Source organism: Kaistella haifensis DSM 19056, assembly GCF_000735695.2.
GTDB lineage: Bacteria > Bacteroidota > Bacteroidia > Flavobacteriales > Weeksellaceae > Kaistella > Kaistella haifensis.
Window position 1 is genome coordinate 1 of record NZ_JASZ02000016.1, and the last position, 24,735, is coordinate 24,735.

Annotated in this window: 25 protein-coding genes and 1 pseudogene; 14 read left to right on the forward strand and 12 right to left on the reverse strand. The window is 37.5% G+C overall.

The window, feature by feature from the left end:
* Together AP75_RS08225 and AP75_RS08230 are read right to left on the reverse strand one after the other, a co-directional pair.
* On the reverse strand, positions 1-188 hold a 188-nt coding region (locus AP75_RS08225; protein ID WP_143755819.1), incomplete at its 3' end, for a transposase.
* A 149-nt stretch (positions 189-337) separates the two neighbouring features.
* Entirely contained in the window at positions 338-580 is a 243-nt protein-coding gene (locus AP75_RS08230; protein ID WP_031501857.1) for a GlsB/YeaQ/YmgE family stress response membrane protein, read from the reverse strand.
* Positions 581-831: 251 nt separating this feature from the next.
* Between AP75_RS08230 and AP75_RS08235 the strand changes: the two genes are divergently transcribed.
* The gene (locus AP75_RS08235) at positions 832-3,168 is read left to right on the forward strand and encodes a polyribonucleotide nucleotidyltransferase (protein ID WP_088264232.1); all 2,337 of its coding nucleotides are present in this window, start codon (positions 832-834) and stop codon (positions 3,166-3,168) included.
* Positions 3,169-3,247: 79 nt separating this feature from the next.
* Here AP75_RS08235 and AP75_RS08240 read toward each other — a convergent pair whose 3' ends face one another.
* From AP75_RS08240 to AP75_RS08250, 4 genes are all read right to left on the reverse strand, one after another.
* Positions 3,248-3,952, reverse strand: a complete 705-nt coding sequence (locus AP75_RS08240; protein WP_088264234.1) for a hypothetical protein — start codon at positions 3,950-3,952, stop codon at positions 3,248-3,250.
* 138 nt (positions 3,953-4,090) lie between these two features.
* Positions 4,091-4,225: a hypothetical protein gene (locus AP75_RS14770; protein ID WP_262488056.1), complete on the reverse strand. Its 135-nt coding sequence runs from the start codon at positions 4,223-4,225 to the stop codon at positions 4,091-4,093.
* Positions 4,226-4,314: 89 nt separating this feature from the next.
* Positions 4,315-5,064, reverse strand: a complete 750-nt coding sequence (locus AP75_RS08245) for a hypothetical protein (RefSeq protein ID WP_031502396.1) — start codon at positions 5,062-5,064, stop codon at positions 4,315-4,317.
* The gene (locus AP75_RS08250; RefSeq protein WP_088264236.1) at positions 5,051-6,025 is read right to left on the reverse strand and encodes a DNA cytosine methyltransferase; all 975 of its coding nucleotides are present in this window, start codon (positions 6,023-6,025) and stop codon (positions 5,051-5,053) included. Before AP75_RS08250 ends, AP75_RS08245 begins: the two co-directional genes overlap by 14 nt.
* 193 nt (positions 6,026-6,218) lie before the next feature.
* On the opposite strand from AP75_RS08250, the pseudogene AP75_RS08255 reads away from it, so the two are divergent.
* Both AP75_RS08255 and AP75_RS14775 read left to right on the forward strand, forming a co-directional pair.
* Positions 6,219-6,554 (forward strand): annotated as a pseudogene (locus AP75_RS08255) (HopJ type III effector protein).
* A gap of 56 nt (positions 6,555-6,610) precedes the next feature.
* Positions 6,611-6,739, forward strand: coding sequence for a hypothetical protein (locus AP75_RS14775; protein ID WP_262488057.1), 129 nt, complete (start codon positions 6,611-6,613; stop codon positions 6,737-6,739).
* Between the two features lie 43 nt (positions 6,740-6,782).
* On the opposite strand, the gene AP75_RS08260 is transcribed toward AP75_RS14775, so the two are convergent.
* From AP75_RS08260 to mutY, 6 genes are all read right to left on the reverse strand, one after another.
* Positions 6,783-7,766, reverse strand: coding sequence for an NAD(P)H-dependent flavin oxidoreductase (locus AP75_RS08260; protein ID WP_242589793.1), 984 nt, complete (start codon positions 7,764-7,766; stop codon positions 6,783-6,785).
* 82 nt (positions 7,767-7,848) lie between these two features.
* Entirely contained in the window at positions 7,849-9,213 is a 1,365-nt protein-coding gene (locus AP75_RS08265) for a peptidylprolyl isomerase (protein WP_031502392.1), read from the reverse strand.
* Between the two features lie 65 nt (positions 9,214-9,278).
* On the reverse strand, positions 9,279-11,108 hold the full coding sequence (locus AP75_RS08270) for a peptidylprolyl isomerase (RefSeq protein ID WP_088264238.1): 1,830 nt from the start codon (positions 11,106-11,108) through the stop codon (positions 9,279-9,281).
* Between the two features lie 62 nt (positions 11,109-11,170).
* On the reverse strand, positions 11,171-12,091 hold the full coding sequence (locus tag AP75_RS08275; protein ID WP_031502386.1) for a PfkB family carbohydrate kinase: 921 nt from the start codon (positions 12,089-12,091) through the stop codon (positions 11,171-11,173).
* A 53-nt stretch (positions 12,092-12,144) separates the two neighbouring features.
* Positions 12,145-12,699, reverse strand: a complete 555-nt coding sequence (gene gldD, locus AP75_RS08280) for a gliding motility lipoprotein GldD (protein WP_088264276.1) — start codon at positions 12,697-12,699, stop codon at positions 12,145-12,147.
* 222 nt (positions 12,700-12,921) lie between these two features.
* Positions 12,922-13,953: an A/G-specific adenine glycosylase gene (gene mutY / locus AP75_RS08285; RefSeq protein WP_088264240.1), complete on the reverse strand. Its 1,032-nt coding sequence runs from the start codon at positions 13,951-13,953 to the stop codon at positions 12,922-12,924.
* 47 nt (positions 13,954-14,000) lie between these two features.
* Between mutY and AP75_RS08290 the strand changes: the two genes are divergently transcribed.
* The 11 genes from AP75_RS08290 (at position 14,001) to fahA (ending at position 24,716) form a co-directional block, all read left to right on the forward strand.
* A complete protein-coding gene (locus tag AP75_RS08290; RefSeq protein WP_088264242.1) occupies positions 14,001-14,291 on the forward strand; it encodes an HU family DNA-binding protein in 291 nt (96 codons plus the stop codon).
* A 414-nt stretch (positions 14,292-14,705) separates the two neighbouring features.
* A complete protein-coding gene (locus AP75_RS08295) occupies positions 14,706-16,265 on the forward strand; it encodes an Rne/Rng family ribonuclease (protein ID WP_088264244.1) in 1,560 nt (519 codons plus the stop codon).
* A 162-nt stretch (positions 16,266-16,427) separates the two neighbouring features.
* On the forward strand, positions 16,428-17,057 hold the full coding sequence (locus tag AP75_RS08300; RefSeq protein WP_031501673.1) for an NUDIX hydrolase: 630 nt from the start codon (positions 16,428-16,430) through the stop codon (positions 17,055-17,057).
* Between the two features lie 25 nt (positions 17,058-17,082).
* Positions 17,083-17,880, forward strand: a complete 798-nt coding sequence (locus AP75_RS08305; RefSeq protein ID WP_088264246.1) for a lysophospholipid acyltransferase family protein — start codon at positions 17,083-17,085, stop codon at positions 17,878-17,880.
* An 11-nt stretch (positions 17,881-17,891) separates the two neighbouring features.
* Positions 17,892-18,329: a hypothetical protein gene (locus AP75_RS08310; RefSeq protein WP_031504605.1), complete on the forward strand. Its 438-nt coding sequence runs from the start codon at positions 17,892-17,894 to the stop codon at positions 18,327-18,329.
* 17 nt (positions 18,330-18,346) lie between these two features.
* Positions 18,347-18,889: a hypothetical protein gene (locus AP75_RS08315; protein ID WP_031504602.1), complete on the forward strand. Its 543-nt coding sequence runs from the start codon at positions 18,347-18,349 to the stop codon at positions 18,887-18,889.
* Between the two features lie 123 nt (positions 18,890-19,012).
* Positions 19,013-20,200 (forward strand): homogentisate 1,2-dioxygenase, encoded by a 1,188-nt coding sequence (locus tag AP75_RS08320; protein WP_031504600.1) that lies wholly within the window; start codon positions 19,013-19,015, stop codon positions 20,198-20,200.
* Between the two features lie 119 nt (positions 20,201-20,319).
* Positions 20,320-21,594 (forward strand): acetyl-CoA hydrolase/transferase family protein, encoded by a 1,275-nt coding sequence (locus tag AP75_RS08325; RefSeq protein ID WP_088264248.1) that lies wholly within the window; start codon positions 20,320-20,322, stop codon positions 21,592-21,594.
* 156 nt (positions 21,595-21,750) lie between these two features.
* Entirely contained in the window at positions 21,751-22,881 is a 1,131-nt protein-coding gene (gene hppD / locus AP75_RS08330; protein WP_088264250.1) for a 4-hydroxyphenylpyruvate dioxygenase, read from the forward strand.
* Between the two features lie 49 nt (positions 22,882-22,930).
* Positions 22,931-23,392 (forward strand): hypothetical protein, encoded by a 462-nt coding sequence (locus AP75_RS08335; protein ID WP_031503395.1) that lies wholly within the window; start codon positions 22,931-22,933, stop codon positions 23,390-23,392.
* 76 nt (positions 23,393-23,468) lie between these two features.
* Positions 23,469-24,716 carry a fumarylacetoacetase gene (gene fahA, locus AP75_RS08340; RefSeq protein WP_031503393.1) on the forward strand — a complete coding sequence of 416 codons (1,248 nt, stop codon included), beginning with the start codon at positions 23,469-23,471 and terminating at the stop codon, positions 24,714-24,716.
* Positions 24,717-24,735: the final 19 nt, after the last annotated feature.

Consider the following 24,735-nt stretch of genomic DNA (forward strand, 5'->3'; position numbering starts at 1 on the left):
TAATAGACCAATTCCCATTTCGGAAAATCATTGGGTAACATCCTCCATTGGCAACCGGTTTTCACCAAATACATTATGGCGTTCCAAATGGTTCTTAAACCATATTTTCGCTTTCTGTCATTGAGGTTCAAAGTCTTTTTTATAAATTGCCACTGATTGTCAGAAATGTTTGTCGAGTAATTTTTCACTGTAATTTAATTGATTAGTAACCAACAAGTTACGGAAAATAAACAACATAAACAACTGACAATCAGTTTTTTATAAGATTATTTTATAAAATAAACGCCATACGAATTTTTCTAATTTAATTTTTAAACAGGCTCTTAATTTAATAAAATTAAACCCTCCTTCCGGTTAAAAGATTAATCACAGCCAATAAAATAATAGAACCAACAGCTCCGGTTAAAATCTGACCGATTACCGCTGTACCAAAAGTGGTCCCTAAAAGGTAATACCCAATTACACCACCGATAATTCCGACGATAATATTCCCGATTAACCCAAGACTTCCGCCTTTAAAAATCTGCGCACCAAGCCAGCCTGCAACTGCACCAATAATGAGTGTCCATAAAATTTCCATAATTCTATATTTTTAATGTTTGCTCGTTTTAATACATTAAATATGCCATTTTAGAATTCAAATAAAAAGTATCGGGGCTAAAAAGGCATTAAAATCCACCTTAAATCGCCATTAAATAAGATCAAAAATCACCATCAACTGAGATTTGAAAAAATAAATTCGCAGAAAAACCGTATATTTGCTCACGAAAATTTAAAACGATTAAATATTTAACCGCACTCAATACGGAGTGCCAAAGACGAAACCAATTTATGAATGCTCCACAAGCAATTATTGAAAAATTTCAATTAAAAGACGGCCGGGAAATCACGTTAGAAACAGGTAAACTGGCAAAACAAGCCGATGGTTCGGTAGTAGTAAAATGTGGCGGAACGATGTTGCTCGCAACAGTAGTAGCCAACAAAGAAGCCAATCCTGGTGTAGATTTCCTTCCATTAACAGTAGATTACCGCGAAAAATTCTACGCCGGCGGTAAAATTCCTGGAAATTTCTTTAGAAGAGAAGCAAGACCTTCCGACGAAGAAATTTTGACGATGAGATTGGTAGACCGAGTTCTACGTCCACTTTTCCCTGAAGATTTCCACGCGGAAGTTCAGGTGATGATCTCCCTAATTTCTTATGACAAAGAAGTAATGCCGGAAACTTTAGCAGGTCTTGCAGCTTCTGCAGCCATTGCTATCACTGATATTCCTTTCAACGGACCAATGTCTGAAGTAAGAGTTGTAAGAATCGATGGTAAATTTTCCATCAACCCAAGTCTTGAAAATTTAGCGAAAGCAGATTTAGACATTATGGTAGGTGCTACAAAAGACTCTATCGTAATGGTGGAAGGTGAAATGAAAGAAATCACCGAAGCTGAAATGATCGAAGCAATTCAGTACGCTCACGAAGAAATTAAAATTCAAATAGAAGCTCAAGAAAGATTTGCTGCAAAAGTAGCGTCTTCTCTTACCAAAAGAGAATATTCCCACGAAACTCACGACGAAGAGATTCGCGAAAAAGTTTGGAAAGAAACTTACGACAAAGTGTATGCAGTAGCTAAAACACCTTCTACTAAAGAAGAAAGAGGTGAAAACTTCAAAGCAGTTTTAGATGAATTTTTATCACAATACTCTGAGGAAGAACTAGAAACAGTAAAACCTTTCGCAAAAGTTTACTTCCACGATGTAGAAAAAGAGGCAATGCGCCAAATGATCCTCAACGAAGGAATCAGATTAGATGGTAGAGATCCGAAAACAATCCGTCCGATTTGGTCTGAAATCGATTATTTACCAGGAGCTCACGGTTCCGCAATCTTTACCAGAGGGGAAACTCAATCTTTAACAGCGGTAACTTTAGGTTCTGTGAAAGATGCAAACATGGTAGATTCTGTTGCGATTAATTATGATGAAAAATTCTTCTTACACTATAATTTCCCACCATTTTCAACTGGTGAAGCAAGACCTTTAAGAGGAACTTCAAGAAGAGAGGTTGGACACGGAAATCTTGCTCAAAGAGCCTTGGCAAATGTGATTCCTAAAGAAAATCCATATACCATCCGTATTGTTTCCGATATTTTGGAATCCAACGGTTCTTCTTCCATGGCAACAGTTTGCGCAGGAACATTAGCATTAATGGATGCCGGTGTACAAATTTCAAAACCGGTTTCCGGAATCGCAATGGGATTAATTACCGATCCTAAATCAGGCAAATTCACGGTACTTTCTGATATCTTAGGAGATGAAGATCACTTGGGTGACATGGATTTCAAAGTAACCGGAACTGCCGACGGAATCACCGCTTGCCAAATGGATATCAAAATCCAAGGTTTAACAATGGACATCATGGAAACCGCGCTAAACCAAGCAAGAGAAGGAAGACTTCATATTTTAGGAGAAATCCTGAAAACAATTGATAAGCCAAGAGTTGATGTGAAACCACACGCTCCGAAAATGGAAGTATTGGAAATTCCAAAAGAATTTATCGGTGCTGTAATCGGACCTGGCGGAAAAATTATTCAACAAATGCAGAAAGATTTCGAAACCGTAATCGCGATTGAAGAAATCGGTGAAATCGGAAGAATCGAAATTTCCGGTGTAAACAGAGAGAATATCAATGCGACCATCGCTGCGATCAACGAAATTACTTTCGTACCAACAGTTGGTGAAGTTTACAACGGTAAAGTGGTGAAAGTAATGGATTTCGGTGCGTTTGTAGCGATTGCAAAAGGTACTGAAGGTCTACTTCACATCTCCGAAATCGAATGGGCAAGACTTGACAAAGTTCCTTACAACGAAGGCGACATGGTGGAAGTGAAATTCATGGGTTATGATGACCGTAAGAAGATGAAACTTTCAAGAAAAGTGCTTTTGGAAAGACCTCCGAGAACTGAGCGTAAAGAAGGTGAAGGTGAGAACCGTGGCCCAAGAAACGACAGAAGAGATGACCGCAGAGACGGCGGCGACAGAAGACCGGGCGGAAACAACCGAGGCGGTAACGACCGACCACAACACAGCGGAAGAACTGAGGAAAGACCAGCTGGCGAAGATACCTTCAAGCCACTGAACGAAAGTGAAAATACTGACGATGTGAAGCCGGAAGGATTCTAATCTAACAGATAAATAATAATGAAACCACCGATGATTCGGTGGTTTTTTTTGTTTTATACGATCGATATATAATCTATGATTAGAAACCGTTTTCCCTTTTCACGATAATGCCAAGTTTTTCCAGGGTTTGATCATTGGGGAAAAGCACCTTGGCAAAACCCACGAGCTGCGTATATTTTGGATAAAGCAGATCCAGCGCGGCATCCCGCGTATCGGTTGCTCTCTGCGCCTCGCCGAATTCTTTTTTCTGAGATTCTTTCAACGCCGAAACTTCCTCCAGCGCGGCTTGTTGCGCAGCAATTGCGGTATCGTCAATATTCACTGTGGCGGCTTTGGTTTTGAAATCCGGATTCGCTAAAATCTGAGAATAGAAATTATTGACCTGCTGATACCACGCCGCATACGCCTGTTTGCGACCATCATCTATACCCAGCGTTGTATTGGCCTGGCGGTCGCCTTTAAAAATAATTTTTGCCAGATTGCGGTGGCGGGCAAAGGTGGTATCGATCGCTGCTTTCTTTTCGTTAAACAGATCGGTCGCGGCAAATTGCTCCCCGTATTCCTGAATCTGTTGCTGGCTAAGCTGTTCCAGGTTGGTAATATCGGCCAGGTGAGCATCCAGCTGGGTTTCGGTAATGCCTACCGTGGCAAGTTCTGCTAAAATTTCGGGCTGTTTGGCGTTGGTAAAAGCGACTTTCATTTTCGCAATTAACTGTTCAGCGGAAACATATTGGTTTCTGGGAGAATTACCGCTTTGCGGATTTGTGTTTTCAGGATTTTCCATTATTTTATGTATTTAATTGTAAATATAACAAATAAATAGTAAAATAAACAAATTATCAATTACAGAAATCATTCCGCAATGTTGTTTTACCATTTCCTGCACTTGCGGAACCATTTCCTGCACTTGCGGAATGATTTCTTACAGTTGCGGAACCATTTCCTGCAGTGGCGGACTCATTTCCTGCACTTGCGGAATGATTTCTAACGCTTGCGGAAGAATTTTTTGGGGTTGCGGGAGGATTTCTTGGGGTTGCGGGAGGATTTGGCAGCGCAAAAAGAAACCTCCGAAGTGGGAACTTCGGAGGTTGGGTTTAGTGGGGGCTACGCTATGGAATCGCGCGGGAGCGGGGGATTCTATAAATCTCAGCCATTACGTTTGGTTACACTAATCCAAGATTTATCAAAACCTAATGCCGTTAAGACATCTTCTTTATTTAGCGGTTCGGGCTCTTTAATTTTTATTAGTAAACTATCTTCTGGAATTTCCTCAATTATGGTAAACTGGGATCCATGAGGTTGCCATGTAAACCGGTGTTCTGTTGTAGATTTCTCAATCCCAACAAGATTATCATTTTTGTTCCATTCCCAAGCAAAAAGCTCCGGATCATATCGAATAGTGTCAAATTCAAATACCACAACTTCAGTCAGGTCGTTAGATTTTACTAAAACTACTGTTCGTAAATTTTGAAATTTTTCTCTAACAGCAGAAACTCTTTCATTCCATATTTCTAAAACGGATTGTCCAACTGCATTTGGATCATGCTGTGTATCAATCGTTTCACCGAAAGAATACACTGGGGAGTTTCGGCCTGAAATTAATCTTACCTTTTTCTGCGTTACAGGTTTAGTTGCTTTAACAGTTTTTGCTCCCCAAGCAGTATTTCCAAGAATAATATCATCAAGGCCAACATTGGAGGGTTTCCATTCAGCACCTATACAAGTTGCAAAAATTGCCTCGAACTCGGAGCCTTCGAGTATCGCCTTACCTTTGGATGCTAGTAGATAAACTAGTTCTTTTCCAAGGATAAATGGAAAATTTTTTGGAAACTCATTTAAAGGAAATGGTGGTAACGATTTCTCTACCGTTCTTAGCTTGGGTTTATTTTTTGCCATATTCTACTTGATATTCTCTCAAAACAGTTGTCATATCCAAAGTTGTTGCAACATAAGGCAATAACTTTAAAATCGTGGCTTTTACCAGGTTTACAGGAACTGCGTTTCCTGCTTGTTTTCTCGCCTGAGTATCGTTATTAATAATATGGTATGTGTCCGGAAAACCTTGTAATCTAAACATCTCTCTTGGAGTTAACCTTCTTTCGCCATTTACAAGTAAATAATTATAGGAAGCTCCCGCTCGTAATGCACAAGAATATGGATAGCTGCAAATATTTCCAGATTTGTTTTCGTGCCAAATGGATAGTTTATATGCGGATTTATGGCTGTTCTTTCTTTTTTCTCTTATATATTCAGAAGCATGATACTTTTGGTCAACCTTTTTCTCTAATATTTCAGATAGAGGTCTAAATGGACGCACAGGTGAAGGAAAAGAAAACAGAATTGGTTCCCTATGTCCTACTATTAAAACTCTTTCTCTTTTTTGTGGGAGACCGTAATCAAGGGCATTTAATACTGCATATTGAACGTGATAACCAAGATCACTTAAGGTTTTAAGGATAACCTTTAACGTTTGGCCTCCATTATGTCCTACCAATTGTTTCACATTTTCAAGAATAAATGCCTTGGGCATTTTTTCTTTCAAAATGTTAGCAATATGAAAAAACAATGTTCCTCGAGTATCATCAAAACCTTTCATCTGTCCGATGATACTAAAAGGTTGGCAAGGAAAACCCGCAAATAGGATATCATGATCAGGAATTGATTTTACGTCAACTTGTGTAATATCCCCTGCAGGCCTATGTCCAAAATTATTTTCGTAACTATCTTGGCAATATTTATCTATGTCAGAAGAGAAGACACACTTGGGAACAATGTTGTTTTCAGTACAAGCCTCATCCATTGCAACTCTGAAACCGCCAATCCCACAAAACAAGTCAATAAATTTTATTGTTTCCATTTTGAAAATTATATTATGCAAACTTAATGTATTTAAGATTATTAAGAAAGTATGTATTTAAATTACCTGCAAAATCAATCTAAAACATTCCAACTTTACTACAATTCGTTAGCAGTCAAATCACAGAGCAAAATTTCATTAGAAACAAAGCTACTTTCTCAAATAAACTTTATTTTTGAAAAAAAATTTAAACATGATCTTAAACCAACTCAAAACCTCCCCTACGACCATCAACTTTAAAGAGGTGATCGCCTATATTGATGAACATTACGTATTCGTGCCGACGAAATTCAGAAACGGAACTGCGGTGAATGAAGCGGGGGAAAATAACGGCTAGTGTAAGGTTTTCAGTTTTGCAAAGCTGAAGGGGCTTAACGAAGAGGAAACGCTGGCGCTGTTCGGGGATTTCTACAGAACTGATGTGCTGGAAAATCCTGAAGGCAACGACCACCAAAACATCCGCAACTTTATGCAATATGGCTGGGACGGAATTGCTTTCGAGGGCGAGGCACTGGCTGAAAAGAACTAACCTGCAAAATGTTTGGCGTAATTCTTGAAAGTGCTAAGTCATAAAAAAATATTATTATGAATCCAGCACTTTTAAGAAAAATCCTGATGTGGGTTGCGCCAATTGCAATCGGTTATTTTATGAAAAAATACGAAGAACGACAAGCCAAAAAACAACAGGAAAAAGCAATGGCAAACGCCAAGTAAATAAAAATACCGCATCTTATACGATGCGGTATTTTTCTTATTTTTAAAGTTCAAAGGCTTTTGCTTCTCGATATTCTTTCAAAAGATTTTCAAACACCTTTTCTACCGGCAATATCTCATCAATTAATGCGGAAACCTGGCCGATTTCCAGTTCACCATCTTCTAAATCGCCTTCGAACATGCCGCGTTTTGCGCGCGCTCTTCCGAGGGTATTCTTTAAAGCTTCGGCATCTCTTCCCTTTTCATAAAGTTCTTCCAATGCGTAGAAAAATTTATTTTTAATCAATCGAACGGGTGCTAATTCTTTCAAGGTAAGTTGAGTATCTCCTTCCCCTAAAGAAATAATTTTATTTTTAAAATCAGCATGAGAGCTCGCTTCTTCGGTTGCTGCAAAGCGAGAACCGATCTGTACGCCATCTGCACCGAGAATCATCGCAGCTTTCATCTGAGAACCCAAAGCAATTCCGCCGGCGGCAATCAGCGGTTTTGTGATGTGTTTTCTCACATTCGGGATGAGGCAAAATGTAGTTGTTTCATCTCTTCCGTTGTGACCTCCGGCTTCGAAACCTTCGGCTACAATTGCATCAACTCCCGCTTCTTCACATTTCATTGCAAATTTTGTTGACGAAACCACGTGCGCCACTTTTATGCCTTCTTTTTGTAAAGTTTCTGTATAAACTTTAGGATTTCCGGCAGAAGTGAACACGATTTTCACGTCTTCTTCCAAGATAATATTGATGATTTCTTCTAAATTTGGATAGAGCAATGCCACATTTACCCCAAAAGGTTTGTCGGTTGCAGCTTTGCATTTCCTGATGTTTTCGCGCAAAATATCGGGATACATACTTGCGGAACCAATGAGTCCCAAACCACCGTTATTGGAGACCGCAGATGCCAATCGCCACCCGGAATGCCATATCATTCCACCTTGGATGATGGGATATTTTATTTGAAATAATTCTGTGATTCTGTTTTGCTTTTCCATGTAGATTTTTTCGGCGATTCCGAAATCGATAAAATTGCTCATGATGTAAATTTAAAAAAAATCTGAGAAGCTTGGAACCTTTATATTTCAAAAAAAAATCTCCGCAATTGCAGAGATTATAAAATTATTTGGCTTCAGCTTTGCGCCAATCGGTTTTGAAAGTACAATCTTTATATCGATCGTTGATGGAGATAAATACATCTGGTAATTTCTCTTTCACCCATTTTTCAACCATTTCGTTTTTCTTTTTATTAAGCGCCATTTGCTTAATTCTGTCGTAATCGGTCACAAGGTCCAGTTGGTGAGCTGCGATGATATCGTCAACTTTCACGATACTTACTACTTTTTTATCTTGTTGCAAAGTATCTTGGAAAACATCAGTAATATCCCCTTTATTTAAACCAGCAATCTGATAAGAGATGGATGGAGGGAGATTCAGTTTTTCAATTCTGTCGGATCCATCTTCTGCAGTTATAATACCAGCATTGAACTTCGTTTTCTTGTCATCAGAAAATCGATAAGCTGCTTCCTTAAAGGTAAGTCTGCCATTTAAAATTAAAGTTCTTATACTATCGAGTTCTTTTTTTGCCGCTTCAATTTCTGCATCATTAGGTTCAGCTTTCAATAAAATGTGTCTTGCATCGTAGTTCTTACCGCTTTTTTTCACTAATTGAATTAAGTGATAACCGAATTCAGATTCTACTGGATCAGAAATTTCACCTTCCTGCAGATTAAGCGCCGCAGCTTCGAAAGGTTTCACCATTTTCCCTTTAGAAATATTCTTGTACAGACCACCGTTCGCTGCGGAACCCGGATCTTCGGAGTAAATTCTAGCCAGATTTTCGAAAGATTCGCCGGCTTGAATGTCTTGTTTTATTTTGTTGAGTTTAGCGATGATTTCGTCTTTATGAGCATCTGTAAGCTTCGGATACATCGTAATTTGTGACAAACTCACCTCGTCTTTCACTTCGGGCAGCTGAAATTTGTACGTATTGAAAAAATCAGTTACTTCGTTCGGAGTTACGTCGGCTTTCTCGGTAATTCTACCATATTTCATTTGCCCGTAATAATTATCGGTATCAATTTTTTCGATGGCGTTTTTCATCTCATAGCCTGTACGGAATTTATAAGTTGCCAACATGGTTTTTTCGTCGGGAAACTGACCTAGGATCTGCTCGTACTTTTGGTTAGCAGCTTCTTTGATGGCTTCGGATCTGTTTTCGATCAAAGTATCTCTTTTGGCTTCATAAATCATCAATTTGTTGCTGATGATGCTTTCTACAAATTCGCAACGATCGGACACTTGCGCACCTTGTTGTTTAGCATAATTGGCTTGATCCTCGATATCCGATTCCAAAATAATTTCGTTTCCTACTACCACTGCAATACCATCCACCAAAGCTCCGGATTGTAATTGTGCATTTAATTTCACCCCAAAAAAGGCAAAAATCATGGTAAAAAGAAGCGCAAATTTTATTTTCTTGTTCATATTCATTTTTTAACGATTTGCAAAATTATCATTCTAAACGAGATAAACTGCATTTTTTATTATAATTATTTCTTAAAATTCTTTTCCAAATCTTTCATAAACTCGGGCTGAATCACAATATTGGTGTTGGCTTTTTGCTGAGCGATAATCTCGGAAAGCTTCGCTTCAGTTACTGCATCTTTTAGCAATTCTTTAGCTTCTTCCTGCGTCATTTGGGTAGGCGGAAGGATTTGGTCGATTGCGATAACCAAAGATCTTTCCTCCATTTTAGTTTGATGAACACCGGTTTTGAAAGGAACTTTGTATTTGGTAAAAACATCTGCATCTTCCGACATTTCCCCTTTTTCGAAATGCACGAGGATTTGCTTTTTATCATTGAGTTTACCATAATATTTAGCTTTCAAGTTTTCCCAGTTTTTAGGATTCTTGATTTCCTTTTGAATTTCGCTATTGAGTTTTTCATCAGCAATGATGGCCACTCTACCTTCTGCTCTGTTACCCCAAAAGTATTTTGCTTTGTTTTTATTGTAATATTCGGTAAGCCATTCCGGATGTTTTGCAATTTCTTCGTTTAGATATTTTGAAAAAATATAATCTGAAAACAAACCTTTTCTGAAATCGGTAAGTTCTTTTTTAATCTCTTTTTGATTGGTGAAATCTTCGCTGTAAAACCTCATCACATCTTGATTATTAACCCCTTTCAAAGCTTCTGCCCACAATTCCGGAGTTAATTTTTCTGCTTCACTTTTTTTATCAGCAATTAATTTTTTTAAATCACCTACAGTTGTTTTATACTTTTTATACTGGTAAAGAACCGTATTATCTTTCGCCGCGTTGAATGCTTGGTAAGATTTTTTGACGGTCTGAAATTCCGGAAATTCCTTATAAGATGGATCGGATTTTACGAAAGCAAGCATTTTTTCCTGAAGATTTTCGCCATACAATGCGCTGTTCATGTCTTTTAAGAAAAATTCTCTGTTTTTATCCGTCAAAATATAAGGTTCAACATTATAAAGATTAAAAACAAAATAATTTTCCCCGAAAAGAATTGGTTCCGGCAAATAATACCCGGATTTTTTTCCTTTGAAAGCTTCATACACGTCATCAGGAAGCGTCGGTGAACCCATGACTACTCCACCGTTTTCTTTTTCATGCTCGTTGGCTCCGTACAATTTAGCAACTTCTTGGAAGCTTTTTCCGGATTTCAAATCGGTGTAAATTTTGGTTTTCATCGCTTCGGACTCGGCATTTTTCGGATAAGAAATAGTTCCGAAAATCATATATCCCAAACTTGGTCTTGAGCTTTGAACTTTAGCAAAAGCTATATAATTTGGAGTATTTTGCAATTTGGTAAGTGAATTATTTGGCAAAACCTTTATTTCAGAATACAAACTGTTATCAACACTTCCCGGTTTGATGTAAATCCCTTTCGGACCGCTTTTCGTGTACTTCGAAATCGCATCTTCCATCGTCATCTTCCCGGATTTCACGTCATCGTAAATCTGTTGATAATTATTTTTATCGCCTTCCGCTTTTTGCACCATGAAAATTTGCACCAATTTCTCGGTCTGGCTGTCTTTCAAATATTGGCTCAAAACCGGATCTACCACATTTTTAGGATAGAAAAATTTCGACCGCAATTCACCTTCTTTATCCATCATTTTCTCGCGGAAAGCTGCCGTTGTATCAATCTGTTTTTGGGCTGCAAACTGTTGCAAAAGAATAAAATCTTCTGTTGCTTTGATGGTTTTTGTGATGCCTGCATTTTGCAAACCATATTGGTACTCCTTCTTGAAATCGGTAAGCGAAATACTATCTTTCCCGATAATCATATACTGCGCAGAAAGGGCGTTTCCCAAACCTGCCAACATCATGAAAGCAACTATTTTTTTCATACTTCGGTCTTCTTATGGTGAAGATTTAATTTATTTAAAATTTCGATTTTTTTTGAAATAATTTATACTTCTACTTCAAAAGTCGTTAAATCTTTGAAATCCTGGATTCTCTTCATCATTTCAGCCTCGGTAACTTCCTGTAATTTTTCGGTTCCGAATTTTTCAACGGTGAAAGATGCCATCGCCGAACCTACGATCAAAGCAGATTTCATGGTTTCGAAACTGAAATCTTCTTTTTTGGCAAGATAAGAAGCGAAACCACCTGCAAAAGTATCTCCTGCTCCGGTTGGATCGAAAACTTCTTCCAAAGGAAGCGCAGGAATTGCGAAAATTTTCCCTTCGTGGAAGAGCAATGCGCCGTGTTCTCCTTTTTTAATGATGACAAATTCCGGCCCCATTGTATGGATTTTTTTTGCTGCTTTTACCAAAGAATATTCTCCGGAAAGTTGGCGCGCTTCTTCGTCATTAATGGTAATCACATCGGTTTTGGCGATCATTTGCATCAACACATCCCAAGCTGAATCCATCCAGAAATTCATGGTGTCGAGAATAACTAATTTTGGACGTTTGTTCATTTTTTCCAAAACAGAAAGCTGTACTCCAGGATGAAGATTTCCTAAAAGCAAAATCTCGGAATCCTGCATAGATTCTGGAATTTTTGGATCGAAGTTTTCTAAAACATTCACTTCAGTTGCTAAAGTATCTCTAGAATTCAAATCGTTGTGGTATTTTCCGCTCCAGAAGAAAGTTTTTCCGTCTTTCACAACTTCAATACCTTCGATATTTACGCCTCTTCCGCTCAACATATCTAAATCGGATTGATGAAAATCGCCTCCTACAACCGATACAATTCCTGATTTCACATTCAAAATTGAAGCTGCAATACCAATGTAAGTTGCGGCTCCACCTAAAATTTTATCTGTTTTTCCGAATGGCGTTTCAATGGCATCAAAAGCGACTGATCCTACGACTAAAAGTTTCATTTATAAAGTTTTATTTTAATTAAAAATTATGGGTTTGTTATTCTTTCTACTGCTTATTTCCACTGAAAAGTATCGATTAAATGCAGCATATCTTTTTTGATATATTCTACCGCAGGTGCCAAAGAATCCGGTTTTGGCCGAGAATTAAAATATAAATTGGCGGTCACATAATGCCTTGTGGAATCGGTGACAAAAAACTGGAGATTCGATGCTGTTGGACCTTTCAGCTCATAGAAATTCCCGAAAACTTTGCGTTCCGGATAACTGAAAGATTTGGTATCAATCGAGCTGGCTTTGATCGTATGTTCGTACACCATTTTCTCGGATTCTTTAACATGAAGAGCAAAATCGTTCTTTATCGGAAAATAAGTGATGAAAACTTTGGCTTTCATTTTTGGGTAATAAATGTAATACCAACAAGCATTTTTGGCATTTTCAATTTTGGCAAAATCCGAATATTCGAAAGTAAAATTACATGGCGAAGAAAAAGCCTGATATTTGGGTTGCGGATATTCCAAACGTAGTTCACCGGAAGGTTTCGGCTGCGTTTCTGGACTGCATGAAACCAAAACAAATCCTAAAAAAGTGAAAATGAGTTTTTTAAACATTGCGCAAAAGTACAAATTAGATTTGAGATGGTGAAGCAGATTTCCCAAGAGTGATTTCTTGTTAATTTTCATTGTTATTTTAAACAAAAAAAGACTTAGGAATCCCGGTTTTGTGGTATCAATCATTCAATTCTATGAGATTCCTAAGTCAGATTAAAAAGTTGTGTTTTTAAGGCAACTTTTGTTTTTAGATTTTATACAAATACATAAGTTAAACCTCTGTTAATCAATATTTTTTAAATAATTTTCTAAAGGTTTTGGGAAAGATTTTTGATGAGAATCTTCGAGATTGGCGATTGTATAATCATATTCTTTAGCAAAATCATTCAATAATTTTTTCGTTGGTAAATTGACCTTATATATATGTATCTTCAAATTTTTATGGGTGAGTTTGTGCAAAACCGTCTTCATCGATACTACATATTTCGAAAAAGATTCAGGAATTTCAATCGGAAATTCATACAATTTTTTCCAGATAAAATCTTCTTTTCTTTGTTTAATTAAAAACGAATCGCCGAACTCAACAAAATAATAAGTAAGTTCCAAATCCTGCGGCTTCACCTTCTTCGATTTCACCGGAAAATCCTGAATTTTTCCTAAATTAAATGCCAAACAATCTTTATTTAAAGGGCAAATTTCACATTTCGGATTTCGAGGTTTGCAAATTTCCGAACCCAAATCCATCATCGCTTCATTGAAAGGACCGGCATGCTTTTCAGGCATGATCAGCAAAGCCAATTCGGAGAAATATTGAAACGCTTTGGAATTCGACACATCAAAATCATCTGCAAAAACCCTTGACAATACCCGATAAAAGTTACCATCAACCGCCGGAATTTTCGCACCAAAACAAATACTGGAAATCGCTGCGGCTGTATATTTTCCGATCCCTTTTAATTGTAAAATATCATCATACTTTTTAGGAAATATCCCTTGATAATCTTCGATAATTTGTTGTGCCGCTTTATGAAGATTTATTGCGCGAGAATAGTAACCAAGTCCCTTCCAGTAGAGCAAAACCTCGTCTGAATGTGCATTTGCTAAGGTTTCTACATCTGGAAATCTGTTAATGAAATTATGATAATGATTAAGACCTTGTTCGATTCTGGTTTGCTGAAAAATAATTTCGCAGATCCAAATTTTGTAGGGATCATTTGTAGATCGAAAAGGCAAGTCTCTTCCGTGCGTTCTGTACCAAGCCAATAGTTTTTCACCAACGTGAAGAAAATCAGCATTTTGTTTTTTAGTTTTCAAAAAATGTTCTTATATTTGCACACCAAAAATATAAATAAATAAAGGAAATGACAAAGGCAGAATTGGTGAACACCATCTCAAATAAATTGGGAACTGAAAAGAATGAGACACAGAAAGTTGTAGAGGCGTTCATGCAGGAAATCAGAACTTCAATGTATAATGGCGACAATGTTTATTTAAGAGGATTCGGATCATTTGTAATCAAAACCAGAGCAGCAAAAACGGGAAGAAACATTTCTAAAAATACAGCAATTGAAATCCCAGCTCACAATATCCCGGCTTTCAAACCATCAAAAACATTCGTTGAGAAGGTGAAAACCAAAGTAGCAATTAAATAGTAAACTGAATAAAACGATAAGTTACAAATTAAAAATTTATAAATTATGCCAAGCGGAAAGAAAAGAAAGAGACACAAGGTTGCAACTCACAAAAGAAAGAAAAGAAGAAGAGCGAACAGACACAAGAAAAAATAATCTCTTCGCGATTTACAATATAACAATATAGTTGGTGTTTTTATATTCATAAAACCTCACCAACTATATTTTTGTTTTATCTAAAATTTGAAAACTCTCAAATCATTGCAGATTTTTCTCACGAAAATCTCCCATTAATCAATCTTTTTCAAATATCCTTTAAACAGATAAAACATCATTAAGCAATAAAAAACAATTAAATAATTTTAAACAATAGCCATAAAATCCAGAAATCTTTATTGACTATCCCTCTAAATTTTTTAATTCCTTAACTCAACAATGAAGAAAGAACTGATTATTTCACATGAAGATGAGAACTCCAAAATCGCCCTACTCGAAGACGGTCGGCTGTTCGAATTACACGAGCAGGAAGACAAAAGCGACTTCGTAGTTGGGGATTTATTTATTGGTAAGGTAAAAAAACTGGCTCCCAACCTCAACGCAGCTTTTGTAAACATCGGTTACGAAAAAGATGCTTTCTTGCACTATCAGGATTTGGGACCGCAATTTCTCACGTATAAAAAATTCCTTAAAGATACTCTCGCTAAAAAACAGCAGAATTCTTCACTGAAAAACTTCGAAATTCAGCCGGAAATCAACAAAAATGGAGCGATAGACAAAGTTCTCGCAAAAGACGATAGCGTAATTTTGCAAATCACTAAAGAACCGATTTCCACAAAAGGCCCTAGAATTTCTACCCAAATTTCTTTAACCGGAAGATTTCTAGTATTAATTCCTTTCGACAAAAGCGTTTCAATTTCCAAAAAAATAAGCAATGCTGAAGAAAGAGAACGCTTACGTACTTTAATTGAAAGCATTAAACCAGAAGGTTTCGGAGTGATCATCAGAACCGTAGCCGAAGGTAAAAAAGTTGCCGAACTGCACAATGACATGAATCAATTGGTGCAGAAATGGGAAACAACCTTCAAAAATCTTCAAAAAAACAAAGTTCCAAGCAAAATTTTAAGTGAAGAAGATAAAGCTTCTGCGATTCTTCGCGACAATTTCAATGCAGATTTCGTTTCTATTATTTGTGATGACGAGCAAATGGTGAACGATATGGAAGCTTACCTGGAAGTTATCGCTCCGGAAAGGAAAAATATCGTGCAATTCTACGACAAACCAATTCCGCTGATGGAATATTACAACGTAGAAAAACAACTGAAACAAAGTTTCGGCAAGCACGTAAATATTCCAAGTTCTAAAGGCGCCTATTTGGTCATCGAACACACCGAAGCACTACATGTGATCGATGTAAACTCCGGAAATAACATTTCATCAGGAACTTCGGCGAGCAAAGAACACGCATTGAATGTGAATAAAATGGCCGCCACAGAAATTGCTCGCCAACTGAGACTTCGCGATATGGGCGGAATTATCGTGGTAGATTTTATCGACATGATCAACGCCGATCACCGAAAAGATTTATACGAACATCTGAAAGCGGAAATGAGCCGCGACAAAGCGCGCCATAAAATTTTACCACCAAGCAAATTCGGACTCATCCAGATAACGCGACAAAGAACGCGACCCGAAAACCAAATAGAAACCAAAGAAGAAAACCCAAATATCGACGGCGAAATTCTAGCCCCGATTGTGGTTGTGGAACGCATGGAAGAAGTGATAAGAAACATCATCCAGAAGGAAAAAGGCAAAATCTTCCTACACGTCCACCCATTTGTCGAAGCTTATCTTACTAAAGGTTTCATAAGCACCCAAATGAAGTGGTTTTTAAGATACAAAAAGTGGGTCACCATCATCCCAAGAGATTCCTTTAAATACTTGGAATACAAGCTGGTGAACTCAAAAAAAGAAGAATTAATGAGTTATTCGAATTAAAAATTTGAAACTCAGAAAGTCCCATTTTTTTATAAAAATTCAGAACTCTCGTAAATTTTCGGGAGTTTTTTTTTGATTTTTTGATAAAAAATCCTTTGAAAACATTTCAATTTTAACATCTATTTAAAACAAATTCCATCCTCAATTTCATATATTTGGGATATGGAATTATATGGACGAGATTTAGTAAAAAAAATACAAACCGCCGAACTTTCAGGCGAAAATGCCCACGCCATTTATTCGCCACCATATCGCCCCGTATTTTCTTATGACGAAATCCTTACCAAAAACCCAAAATTTGCGGCGGTAAATATTGTTCTTTACCTGAAAAACAACGAATGGCATTTCCCATTGATGGTAAGAAGCACGAACCAGCGCGACCGTCATAGTGGCCAAATTTCACTTCCGGGTGGAAAAAAAGAAGAAAACGATCTTAATTTTGAATCAACCGCAAAACGCGAAACTTCTGAAGAAATGGGAATTCCAGAACATTACATCCGGATTATTCGGGAAATGTCGCCTATCTACATTCCGCCAAGCAATTTTTATGTAAGACCATTTATTTCCTATACGAAGAAAAATCCGGAATTTATTTTACAAGAGAGCGAAGCTGTCGAATTAATTGAGTTTCCGGTTTCCTCTATCCTCTCGCTTTCCGATAGGCCGGAAATGATGGTTTTGCCAAGCTCCAGAGGGATTGAAGTTCCGGTAATTAACTTCAATGGATACATAATTTGGGGAGCAACTTCAATGATTTTAAGCGAATTCAGTACATTAATGAAAAATTTGTAAATTCGCAGATTATGATAAACTGATAATGGCGAAGAAAAATATTTTCACGGATGCATTTGGCAATCTGTATTTCCTAAAAAGACTCATCATTTTCATTCTGGGGATCGTGTCTTACAGAAGATTTAATGGTTTTAATAAACTTAAAATTTCTGGAACCGAAAATCTGGTAAATCTTCCGGATTCCAATGTTCTTTTCGTCTCCAATCACCAAACGTATTTTGCCGATGTAGCGGCGATGTATCACGCTTTTTGCGCGGTGAACAATGGTTACCTTAATTCCATTAAAAATCCGATTTACCTGCTGAATCCGAAAGTAGATTTTTATTACGTAGCTGCCGAAGAAACGATGAATAAAGGGTTGATGACCAAAATCTTCAAACTTGCAGGTGCTGTTACCGTAAAAAGAACTTGGCGCGCAGAAGGGCAAAATGTGAATAGAATGGTAGATTTAACCGAGGTTGAAAATATCATGAAAGCACTAGATAACGGATGGGTAATCACTTTCCCACAAGGAACAACCTCGGCTTTCGCGCAGGGAAGAAAAGGAACCGCTAAGCTGGTAAAAAACCAAAGACCGATCGTGATTCCTATTAAAATTAATGGTTTTAGAAGAGCTTTCGATAAAAAAGGTTTGCGAGTTAAAGTAACCGGCGTTAAACCTACGATGGAATTTAAGAAGCCTTTAGATATTGATTATGATAATGATGATGCACAAACCATTCTGAATAAAATAATGGTCGCCATCGAACAGACCGAAGATTTCAACGTTCTACATGAATACGATGAAACCTTGAAAGCTCAAAAAGCTACTGTAAAATCTTAAAAATTCTCTTAATGAAAAAAATTATTGCATTATTCATATTTGTAATTTTAGCTGCCTGTAATTCGCAGAAGAAATATTCTGATTTCGATTACAGCTATTCCCGAAGCGGCGGTTTTGCTCCGATCTACGAAAACCTTTTAATCAAAGGGAATAATGCGCATTATTCTTTCGAAGGACAGGGCAAGAAATTCAAAAAAGATTTCAAAATTACATCCGAGGAGCGCAAAAAAATTGAAAATGCACTTTCGCAAAACAATTTCCGAATGATTCGCGAAGATTATCAAAAAGTTTACGACAATATTTCGACAAGCATTAATGTAAAAATCGGGAAGCAATCGGGAAGCAAATCCGATGCATCGATGATTATGGAAGGCGATAAAAACCGTTGGAACAATATAACTTCGGTTTTTCAGGAAATCATCAAAAATAAAATTAACGCTACTTCATAACTTTTCGATCAAAGACCATGACCTTTTCAGAAATCTTGCAATATTCTACAAGCAAAACTCGTGTAGTACTTTATACATCTCAGTTTTCTATTGCCAAATTGGTTTTTCACGTACTTGATTTTTCAGGAAAAGAATATGATTTTTTTCTAATGAATGGCGAAAATCGATTTTCAAATCATGATTTTGTAATTTTAGAAACGGATGATGCCGAAAAAGCGAAAGATTTTGAACCAAATATCATTTTAATATCCGAAGAAATCAACTCAGATGATTTAGTTTCAGTATTAGAAAAAATTACTCCCGGCGGAGTTTTGATTTATCCTGAAAACAAAGAAGTGCTTATAGAAAAGGCAGAAAATTATTTCCGTAAACTTCCTTTTTCACCTACCGAAATCGGTAAATCCGACGATAATTTTATCCTGCATACGGATATGGGAAATATCCCTTTAATTTCAAAAGAGGAAGATCTCCTAAAAAACATCAATGGAATTCAGCTTCTTTGTCAGCAATTCGGCGTGATGGAGGAAGATTTTTATGAGCCGATGATGACTTTTGAATAAATATCCAACTCCTTTTTCGTTTGATTTTCAACCATTAAATATCTGAAATTAAACCAGATATATTCATTCCCTCAAGATCAGGAAAATTTCATTAAATTTACGATAATTAAAAAGTAAATAAAAATGAGATACCACCATTCCGGAAAAATACCTCAGAAAAGACATACGATTTTCAAGTCTGAAAACGACCAATTTTATTACGAACAATTGTTTGGTACCGAAGGTTTTCACGGAATTTCATCCCTACTCTATCATATCCATCGTCCAACGCAAATCAAATCGATCAGCGAACCTAAAGATGTGACGCCGAAAATTGCAGTTGAAAAAAATGTGACTCCCAGAATGCTTAAAGGAATGAATATCACTGCAGAAAACGACTTTATCGACAGCCGAAAAGCACTTTTGCTGAACAATGATCTGAAAATGGGATTGGCAAAACCGAAAAAATCCACCGAATATTTCTACAAAAATGCGGAATGCGACGAGTTACTCTTTATTCACGAAGGTAAAGGAACGCTGAAAACTTTTCTTGGAAATCTGGAATTTTCCGTGGGCGATTATCTTATTATTCCTCGTGGTACCATTTATCAAATCGAATTTGAAACCGAAAACAATGTATTATTCTTCATTGAAGCGCACTCGCCTATTTACACCCCAAAGCGCTATCGAAACGAATTTGGGCAACTTCTGGAACATTCTCCGTTTTGCGAAAGGGATATCATTGCGCCAACCTTTGTAGATCCCAAAGATGAAAAAGGTGAATTCACGATTAAAATAAAAAAGGAAAACCAAATTTGGGATTTCGTATACGCAAGCCACCCTTTCGATGTGGTTGGTTGGGACGGATATTTTTATCCTTTTAAATTTAATATCAAAAATTTCGAACCTATTACCGGTCGAGTTCATTTACCACCGCCTATTCATCAAACATTTGAGGCGCACAACTTCGTAGTTTGTTCGTTTGTGGCAAGAATGTACGATTATCATCCGCTTGCTATTCCGGCTCCTTACAACCACTCAAATATTGATTCGGACGAAGTTCTTTTCTATACTGAAGGCGATTTCATGAGCAGAAATCATATCGATTTGATGGATTTTACCCTACATCCGGGAGGAATTGTACATGGCCCGCATCCGGGAGCGATGGAACGCAGCATTGGCAAAAAATTTACCGAAGAGTACGCCGTAATGGTTGATCCTTTCCGCCCTTTGAAGCTTACCGAAGAAGCAATGAAAGTCGAAGATCCTTCGTATGCGACTTCGTGGCTCGAAAATTCAGATAATTATTTAGGGGATCGTTCCCAAGAATAATCATTATTTTTTTTCCTAAAACATGACAGAAATTAGCGATAATTTCTTCAAAAGCTGAGATTCCTCATTTCGGCTCTTAGCGGAATTTAGTAAATTTGAGAAATCAAACAACTGAAAATATGATTCAATATGTAAGCGCAGAAGAAGCCGTATCTCTCATAAAAAGCGGAGATAGAATTTTTTCGCATGGCAGCGCATGTACCCCAAATTTTTTGATTAATGAACTTGCAAAGCACTCGCCACGCCTTTCCAATATAGAATTTGTATCGATTACCCAACAGGGAAATGTAGAGATTGCAAAACCTCAATATAAAGATCATTTTTTCGTTAATTCCTTATTTGTTTCCACGCCGGTTCGCGATGCCGTAAATTCTGATCACGGAGATTTCGTTCCTGTTTTTTTAAGTGAAATTCCATTGCTCTTCAAAAACGGACACTTACCGATTGATGTTGCAATGATTACTGTTTCGCCTCCGGATCAACACGGATATTGTACCTTGGGAACCTCTGTAGATGTCGCTAGAAGTGCTGTAGATACTACGAAAACAATTATTGCTCAGGTAAATCCAAAAATGCCGAGAACTCATGGTGATGGGTTGATTCATGTTTCTAAAATACATAAAATGGTTTGGCATGAAGAGGAACTTTTAACCGTAGATTATGGCGCAAAAGTAGACGAAGAAGAATTGCTAATCGGTAAAAATGTAGCAGAACTAATCGATGACAGATCCACGCTGCAAATGGGAATCGGCACCATTCCTGATGCGGTCTTGAAATGCCTGCACAATCACAAAGATTTAGGAGTTCATACCGAAATGATCAGCGATGGCATTGTAGATTTGGTGGCAAAAGACATCGTAAATAACAAATATAAAGGAACTCACCTGAACAGAACCATCACCAGTTTTGCCTTCGGAACCAAGAAATTGTATGATTACATTGATGACAATCCTTCATTTGCTTTCATGGATGTGGAACATGTGAATTATCCGATCAATATTATGAAAAATAAAAAAGTTGTGGCCATTAATTCCGCAATTGAGATCGATCTTACAGGACAAGTTTGCGCAGATTCTATCGGAACCTATCAGTTCAGCGGAATTGGTGGCCAGATGGATTTCATGCGTGGCGCAGCACTTTCCGAAGGAGGAAAACCTATTATCGCAATTTCATCAAGAACGAAAAAAGGAGTTCCACGAATTGTACCGTTCCTAAAACCAGGAGCAGGCGTGGTAACCACAAGAGGCCATATTCACTATGTGGTAACTGAATTCGGGACAGCCTATCTCTACGGAAAAAATTTAAAACAGAGAGCAAAAGCCCTTATCGAAATTTCTCATCCTGATGACCGGGAAATGCTCGAAAAAGCAACCTTTGAAAGATTTTATCAGTAATAAAAAATGCCCCAAAAGAGTTTATAACATTTTGGGGCATTTTCTTTCTACGGGAATTTTTGTATCGTGTAATTATAATTAAAATGCATCCCTGGAAAATGTAATTTCGGCTATCCTAAAAATTTTGTACATTGGCATATCTAAAAAAAGAATAAAATGTCAACACTTACTTTCGCAGAAAAAATAGCACAGGCAGAAAATTTTTTACCAATTAATGGTACTGATTATATCGAGTTTTATGTTGGAAATGCAAAACAAGCAGCCCATTTCTACAAAACAGCTTTCGGATTTCAATCAGTAGCTTACGCAGGACCGGAAACGGGCGTTCGAGACCGCGCTTCTTACGTTCTTCAACAGGGAAAAATTCGTTTGGTTTTAACCTCTGGTTTAAACTCTGATTCCCCGATTTGTGAGCATCAAAAAAAACATGGCGATGGAGTGAAAATTTTGGCACTTTGGGTTGATGACGCTTACGCCGCTTTCGAAGAAACCACCAAACGTGGCGGGAAACCTTATATGGAACCAACTACAATTACCGATGAACACGGTGAAGTACGAATGTCTGGAATTTACACCTACGGCGAAACCGTTCATATGTTTGTAGAAAGAAAAAATTACTCCGGAGATTTTATGCCGGGTTATCAAAAATGGGAAAGCGATTATAATCCATCGGAAGTTGGGTTACTGTATGTGGACCATTGCGTAGGAAATGTAGCATGGGATCGAATGATTCCTACAGTTGAATGGTACGAAAAAGTAATGGGATTTGTGAATATCTTAAGTTTTGATGACAAACAAATCAATACAGAATATTCTGCGCTAATGTCGAAAGTGATGAGTAATGGAAATGGTTACGCGAAATTCCCGATCAATGAACCTGCGGAAGGTAAAAAGAAATCTCAAGTTGAAGAATACCTCGATTTCTACGAAGGTGAAGGCGTACAACATATTGCGGTTGCCACCAAAGACATCATCAAAACCGTAACCGAATTGAAAGCACGAGGAATAGAATTTCTTCCGGCACCGCCAAACGCTTACTATGAAATGGTTCCCCAAAGAGTCGGACAAATCGACGAAGACCTGAAAAAATTGGAAGATTTGGGAATTTTGATCGACTGTGATGAAGAAGGTTATCTGCTACAAATCTTCACCAAACCAGTAGAAGATCGCCCTACTCTTTTCTATGAAATTATCGAAAGACACGGCGCACAAAGTTTTGGTGCAGGAAATTTCAAAGCGTTATTTGAAGCTTTAGAAAAAGAACAGGATCGTCGCGGAAACTTATAATAAAGACATCTAGATCGTGTAGTTTTCTTCAAATTATTTAAAATCATCCATGAAAAAATTAATTTTCAGCATCGTTTTTTGTATTTCCACACTTGGGTTGAATGCTCAATATGGCACGATCAATGCGATTATCCAAAGATTGGAAGAAAAACGCGGAATCAACCAAAACCTTTCCGACGTAAACATCGATAACAGAAAATTTGTTCTGATAAAGGATTTTGAGGATCACACCGAACGAAGTTTCATCATCATTAAAGGAAATTTGGTGACTTATGTAGAGATGTTTGATGACAAAAAAACCGGAGAATCGTCTTCCAATGTTTTTTCCGGCGATATCGTTCGTCCAAAATCCAATTTGATTTCGATGCGGGCCGACAAACTCGAAGGCATCAAAATTCCATTGCCAGTGACGAAAACTTTACTCATGACGAAACAAAAACAATTCCTTTACCTGGTCGATATTGATACCAAAGAACGATGGATAGAGGAATCTGCCATCAATCAAAAATAAATTTAAACATAAAAAAGGTTCAAGATAAAAGCACATTTTACCGTTGAACCTTCTTTTTAAAAAATACCAAAAAAAAATGAAGTCTTTTGTAAATTACGAACAAAACTCAGATTTTTCGATCCACAATATACCGTTCGGAGTTGCGGCTTTCAATAAAGAATATATCGCTTGTTGCACGCGAATTGGCGATATCGTGATCGATTTGGCAACGCTTTACGACTACGGTTTTTTTGATGAAATCGAAGGTCTTAATGAAAATGTTTTTGAGGCTTATACATTAAATGAATTCATCGAGCTTGGCAAACCGGTTACCAATGCTGTAAGACTTAAAATCCAAGAACTTCTCTCAGAAAATTCTAAAATGGCCAATGATGAAAGAACTTTAGAAGAATGTTTTTTCAGTTTAGATCAAGTGAAAATGATGATGCCACTGCATATTCCGAATTATACCGATTTCTACAGCAGTATCGAACACGCAACCAATGTAGGAAAAATGTTCCGCGATCCAGCAAATGCGCTCCTTCCGAACTGGAAACATCTTCCGGTAGGATATCACGGTCGCGCTTCATCTATCGTGGTTTCCGGAACCGAAATTATTCGTCCGAAAGGTCAAACAAAACCTGCGGATTCCGAAAAACCTATTTTCGGGCCATCAAAACAACTCGATTTCGAGCTGGAAATGGCTTTTGTGGTGAATAAACATACCGAAATGGGCGAAAGTATTTCCACTTCGGAAGCTGAAAATGCTATTTTCGGAATGGTGCTTTTCAACGATTGGTCGGCGCGAGATATTCAAAGTTGGGAATATGTTCCGCTTGGACCATTTTTAGGGAAAAATTTCGGAAGTTCTATTTCACCTTGGGTTGTGACAATGGAAGCTTTAAACCCATTCAGAACTTCATCTCCAAAACAAGAACCTGAAGTTTTGGATTATTTAAAATTTACAGGAGAACAGAATTACGACATCAATCTTGAGGTTTATTTGCAACCCGAAAATGGTACGGAAAACCTCATTTCGAAAAGCAATTACAAATTCATGTACTGGAATATGTTGCAGCAATTGGCCCATCATACGGTAAATGGTTGCAATGTGGAAGTGGGCGATCTTTATGCATCCGGAACGATTTCCGGAGAGGATCCAAATTCTTTCGGTTCCATGCTTGAACTCACGTGGAGAGGGCAAAATCCAATCCAATTAAACAATGGACAGGAAAGAAAATTTATTGAAGACAACGATACCATCATCATGCGTGGTTTTGCTGAGAAAGACGGAGTTCGAGTAGGTTTTGGTGAAGTTTCAGGGAAAATATTGCCTGCTAAATAATGCTTTCAATTCATTTTCA

What these genes read in the sequence shown, in the direction of transcription:
- AP75_RS08230 (WP_031501857.1), bottom strand. Translation starts at nt 580, where the DNA reads ATGGAAATTTTATGGACACTCATTATTGGTGCAGTTGCAGGCTGGCTT.
- AP75_RS08235 (WP_088264232.1), top strand. Translation starts at nt 832, where the DNA reads ATGAATGCTCCACAAGCAATTATTGAAAAATTTCAATTAAAAGACGGC.
- AP75_RS08240 (WP_088264234.1), bottom strand. Translation starts at nt 3,952, where the DNA reads ATGGAAAATCCTGAAAACACAAATCCGCAAAGCGGTAATTCTCCCAGA.
- AP75_RS08245 (WP_031502396.1), bottom strand. Translation starts at nt 5,064, where the DNA reads ATGGCAAAAAATAAACCCAAGCTAAGAACGGTAGAGAAATCGTTACCA.
- AP75_RS08250 (WP_088264236.1), bottom strand. Translation starts at nt 6,025, where the DNA reads ATGGAAACAATAAAATTTATTGACTTGTTTTGTGGGATTGGCGGTTTC.
- AP75_RS14775 (WP_262488057.1), top strand. Translation starts at nt 6,611, where the DNA reads ATGAATCCAGCACTTTTAAGAAAAATCCTGATGTGGGTTGCGCCAATT.
- AP75_RS08260 (WP_242589793.1), bottom strand. Translation starts at nt 7,766, where the DNA reads ATGAGCAATTTTATCGATTTCGGAATCGCCGAAAAAATCTACATGGAA.
- AP75_RS08265 (WP_031502392.1), bottom strand. Translation starts at nt 9,213, where the DNA reads ATGAACAAGAAAATAAAATTTGCGCTTCTTTTTACCATGATTTTTGCC.
- AP75_RS08270 (WP_088264238.1), bottom strand. Translation starts at nt 11,108, where the DNA reads ATGAAAAAAATAGTTGCTTTCATGATGTTGGCAGGTTTGGGAAACGCC.
- AP75_RS08275 (WP_031502386.1), bottom strand. Translation starts at nt 12,091, where the DNA reads ATGAAACTTTTAGTCGTAGGATCAGTCGCTTTTGATGCCATTGAAACG.
- gldD (WP_088264276.1), bottom strand. Translation starts at nt 12,699, where the DNA reads ATGTTTAAAAAACTCATTTTCACTTTTTTAGGATTTGTTTTGGTTTCA.
- AP75_RS08290 (WP_088264242.1), top strand. Translation starts at nt 14,001, where the DNA reads ATGACAAAGGCAGAATTGGTGAACACCATCTCAAATAAATTGGGAACT.
- AP75_RS08295 (WP_088264244.1), top strand. Translation starts at nt 14,706, where the DNA reads ATGAAGAAAGAACTGATTATTTCACATGAAGATGAGAACTCCAAAATC.
- AP75_RS08300 (WP_031501673.1), top strand. Translation starts at nt 16,428, where the DNA reads ATGGAATTATATGGACGAGATTTAGTAAAAAAAATACAAACCGCCGAA.
- AP75_RS08305 (WP_088264246.1), top strand. Translation starts at nt 17,083, where the DNA reads ATGGCGAAGAAAAATATTTTCACGGATGCATTTGGCAATCTGTATTTC.
- AP75_RS08310 (WP_031504605.1), top strand. Translation starts at nt 17,892, where the DNA reads ATGAAAAAAATTATTGCATTATTCATATTTGTAATTTTAGCTGCCTGT.
- AP75_RS08315 (WP_031504602.1), top strand. Translation starts at nt 18,347, where the DNA reads ATGACCTTTTCAGAAATCTTGCAATATTCTACAAGCAAAACTCGTGTA.
- AP75_RS08320 (WP_031504600.1), top strand. Translation starts at nt 19,013, where the DNA reads ATGAGATACCACCATTCCGGAAAAATACCTCAGAAAAGACATACGATT.
- AP75_RS08325 (WP_088264248.1), top strand. Translation starts at nt 20,320, where the DNA reads ATGATTCAATATGTAAGCGCAGAAGAAGCCGTATCTCTCATAAAAAGC.
- hppD (WP_088264250.1), top strand. Translation starts at nt 21,751, where the DNA reads ATGTCAACACTTACTTTCGCAGAAAAAATAGCACAGGCAGAAAATTTT.
- AP75_RS08335 (WP_031503395.1), top strand. Translation starts at nt 22,931, where the DNA reads ATGAAAAAATTAATTTTCAGCATCGTTTTTTGTATTTCCACACTTGGG.
- fahA (WP_031503393.1), top strand. Translation starts at nt 23,469, where the DNA reads ATGAAGTCTTTTGTAAATTACGAACAAAACTCAGATTTTTCGATCCAC.